This is a genomic window from Bradyrhizobium sp., from assembly GCF_019242285.1.
GTDB lineage: Bacteria > Pseudomonadota > Alphaproteobacteria > Rhizobiales > Xanthobacteraceae > Bradyrhizobium.
The window spans coordinates 1-3,502 of record NZ_JAFAVV010000806.1 but is presented as its reverse complement, the minus strand read 5'-3'; the positions used below and the strand labels follow the sequence as shown (position 1 = coordinate 3,502).

The following is a 3,502-nucleotide window of genomic DNA, read 5'->3' as shown; positions in this document are numbered from 1 at the left end:
AGTGCTCGCACCAGGACGTCGCGACTTTTCTCGGACTGTCGGTGGCCACAGTCAACAATCGCCTGTACGCAGCCCGATCCCACCTGAAACGGAGGATGTTGACCATCATGACCGATACGCTGAACGCCCATGCCTTGCCCGATGAGTTCGCCAACCGCATCGGCCGCCTGATCGAGACACGCGGCGATGTCGTCGATGCCCTGTTCGATCCGGCAGCTTTGCCCGATTTGCTGACCGAGCTCGTGGTCAGCGACGAGGCGCGCAAGGAGGGGCTGAAGGTGCAAGTGATGCAGCGGCCCGGCGGCGGTGTGGTCCGCGGTGTCGCCACCTCCATGATGCCGCCGCTGCCGAGGGGCGCAACGGTGCTGAGCTCGCGCCGAAAGTCTCTGGGGAGCATCGATCCGCTCCAGTTCGATCGCCTGGTGCCGCTATTGGCTGCGGCCACCTCCGATGGGCGTCAGACCCACGAGGTGGTGGAGACCGGCATCAAGGTGATCGACGTGATGTGCCCGATCCGGGCCGGCGGCAGCGTTGCGATCGCCGGCGAATACGGTACCGGCAACACAGTGGTGATGGAGGAGATCGTGCGGCGCATCAGCGGAGGCGCTCATCCGGTGACGCTGTTCGTGCTGATCCCGCCACCGTCTGATATCTGGCCGCCCTCGCTGGACGAAAGCCATTCGTTCGCGGACGCGTTGAAGGCGGAAGGTTCCAGCGAAGGCACGGTCGGCGCCGTGCAGACCTTCTTCCTGCGCGGCGTGGAGGGACCGTGGCGCGCTGAAACGCTGGCGGCACTCGCGGCCGTCGACACCGTCGTGCACCTCTCGCGCGAGATGATCCGGCGCAGGACCTATCCGGGCGTCGACGTGCGGACCGCGCGCTCGCGCCTGATCGATGAGAGCAGGATTCCGGTCAGTGACGTGTCGCTGGCGCGAGCGGTGCGGGATGCGATCGCGGCGGCGCGCGGTGCGGAAGATCGCCAGGAGCAGGCGGCCAGCGCGGTGCTGATTGATCGTGCGCAGAAGCTGCAAGCCTTCTTCTCGCAGCCGTTCTATGTCGCCGAGCCGTTCACCGGGCGTTCGGGCTCCTTCGTCGGCCGCGCCGACGCCTTGCGCGGCTGCCGCGAGATTCTCGACGGCCGGCACGACGACCTTCCCGTCGAGGCCTTCTACTTCACCGGCGGCATCGATGAGATTCGTCGCGCCGCCGGCGCCGCGTGAATTTACTGCTTCTGCTTGCCGTCCTTGTCGAAGGAGGCGAGATAGGCCCAGAGATTGGCGGCTTCGGTCTCGCTCTTGATGCCGGCGAAGGTCATCTTGGTGCCGGGGATCTTGGCCTTCGGGTCCTTGATGTAGCTGAGGAACTCATCCTTGTTCCAGGTGATGCCGGAGTTCTTGTTGCCATCGGAGTAGTTGTAGTCCGCCGCGGTGCCGGTCTTGCGGCCGTCGAGGCCGTTGAGCTCAGGGCCGACCTTGTTCTTGGCGCCTTCGCCGATCGAATGGCAGGGCAGGCACTTGTTGAAAGAGGTCTTGCCCGCCGCGACATCCTGGGCCAGCGCGCTGGACGCGGCGACGGTCGAAGCGATCACGATCAGGGCGCTGAGGCTCGGTTTGTTCATGGCAGGAGGGCTCTTCGTTGTTTCTCGTGAGAGAAGTGATTGGCGCGCGTTTTGTGGCATGGCAGGCCCGCGCTCACAAGCCGCCAAAAGTCGCGAGCTTTCGCCATATTTGCGCTGCCTCGAACTCGCGGGACAATCTGCAGCATGTGTCCGCTTCTGCCTATCCAAGCTCGTCAGGATATGCTTGATTCGCAACGAAAATTCGCGGGGCTTGCGGGAGCGTGCCGATGGCCATCATGATGCCCGAAGCCGATGCGGAGGTATTGAAGCGTCGAAGCGAGATCGTGGCCGCCCTGCGCGCGATCGTGCCGGGCGAGGGCGTGATCGATACGCCTGCCGAGATGCTGCCCTACGAGGCCGATGGCCTGATGGCGTATCGGCAGCCGCCGATGGTGGTGGTGCTGCCTGATTGCACCGAGCAGGTCTCGCGCGTCCTGAAATACTGTTACGCGCAAGGTATCAAGGTGGTGCCGCGCGGCTCCGGCACCTCGCTGTCCGGCGGCGCGCTGCCGCTTGCCGACGGCGTGCTGCTGGGGCTCGGCAAGTTCAAGCGCATCCGCGAAATCGACTTCGACAACCGCGTGGTGGTCACCGAGCCCGGCGTCACCAACCTCGCGATCAGCCAGGCGGTGGCGCATGCCGGCTTCTATTATGCGCCCGACCCGTCGTCGCAGATCGCGTGCTCGATCGGCGGCAACGTCGCGGAGAATTCCGGCGGCGTGCACTGCCTGAAATACGGCATGACCACGAACAATGTGCTAGGCTGCGAGATCGTGCTGATGACCGGCGAGGTGCTGCGCATCGGCGGCAAGGCGGCCGAGAGCGCCGGCTACGATCTCATGGGAATCATCACCGGTTCGGAAGGGCTGCTCGGCGTCGTCACCGAGGTGACGGTGCGCATTCTTCAGAAGCCCGAGACGGCGCGTGCGCTGATGGTCGGATTCCCCGAGGTCGAGGCGGCCGGCGAATGCGTGGCGCGGATCATCGGCGCCGGCATCATCCCGGGCGGCATGGAGATGATGGACAAGCCCGCGATCCACGCCGCCGAGGCCTTCGTCCATGCCGGCTACCCGCTCGACGTCGAGGCGCTGCTCATCATCGAGCTCGACGGCCCTGCGGTCGAGGTCGACGAGTTGATCGGTCGCGTCGAGGCGATCGCGAATGGCTGCGGCTCGACCACCTGCCAGATCTCCGCTTCGGAGGCCGAGCGCAATCTGTTCTGGGCCGGGCGCAAGGCGGCATTCCCCGCGGTCGGGCGCATCTCGCCGGACTATCTCTGCATGGACGGCACCATTCCGCGCGGGAAATTGCCGGAAGCGCTGGCGCGGATCCGCGGGCTCTCGGAGAAATACGGCCTGCGTTGCGCCAATGTGTTCCACGCCGGCGACGGCAACCTGCATCCGTTGATCCTCTACGACGCCAACCAGCCGGGCGAGATGGAGCGCGCCGAGGCATTCGGCGCCGACATCCTGCGCTGCTGCGTCGAGCTCGGCGGCGTGCTCACCGGCGAGCACGGCGTCGGCATCGAGAAGCGCGACCTGATGCCGGAGATGTTCTCCGAGATCGATCTCAAGGCGCAGCAGCGTCTGAAATGCGCCTTCGATTCGCAGGGCCTGCTCAATCCGGGAAAGGTCTTCCCGACGCTGCACCGCTGCGCCGAGCTCGGCCGCATGCATGTCCACGCCGGCAAGCTCGCGTTTCCGGATCTGCCGCGGTTCTGATCGCGATTGCAGACGTGTAGACGTGTAGGGTGGGCTAAGGCGCGACTGCGTCCGCCGTAGCTCAACGAGCGAAGGTGGAAGCGCCGTGCCCACCATGTTTCAGCGAACATGATGCTGAATGGTGGGCACGCTTCCGCCTTCGCTCGTTGAGCTACGGCGGACG

3 protein-coding genes are annotated in these 3,502 nt (G+C 65.5%); 2 read left to right on the top strand and 1 reads right to left on the bottom strand.

Going from position 1 to position 3,502, the window contains the following annotated elements:
• Positions 1-1,220: hypothetical protein (locus JOY90_RS33020; RefSeq protein ID WP_291695286.1), on the top strand; the 1,220-nt coding region annotated here is incomplete at its 5' end.
• A 2-nt stretch (positions 1,221-1,222) separates the two neighbouring features.
• On the opposite strand, the gene JOY90_RS33015 is transcribed toward JOY90_RS33020, so the two are convergent.
• Positions 1,223-1,618 carry a cytochrome c family protein gene (locus JOY90_RS33015; protein ID WP_291695285.1) on the bottom strand — a complete coding sequence of 132 codons (396 nt, stop codon included), beginning with the start codon at positions 1,616-1,618 and terminating at the stop codon, positions 1,223-1,225.
• 227 nt (positions 1,619-1,845) lie between these two features.
• Here JOY90_RS33015 and JOY90_RS33010 point away from each other — a divergent pair, with 227 nt between their 5' ends.
• Positions 1,846-3,339 (top strand): FAD-linked oxidase C-terminal domain-containing protein, encoded by a 1,494-nt coding sequence (locus tag JOY90_RS33010; protein ID WP_291695284.1) that lies wholly within the window; start codon positions 1,846-1,848, stop codon positions 3,337-3,339.
• Positions 3,340-3,502 lie beyond the last annotated feature (163 nt).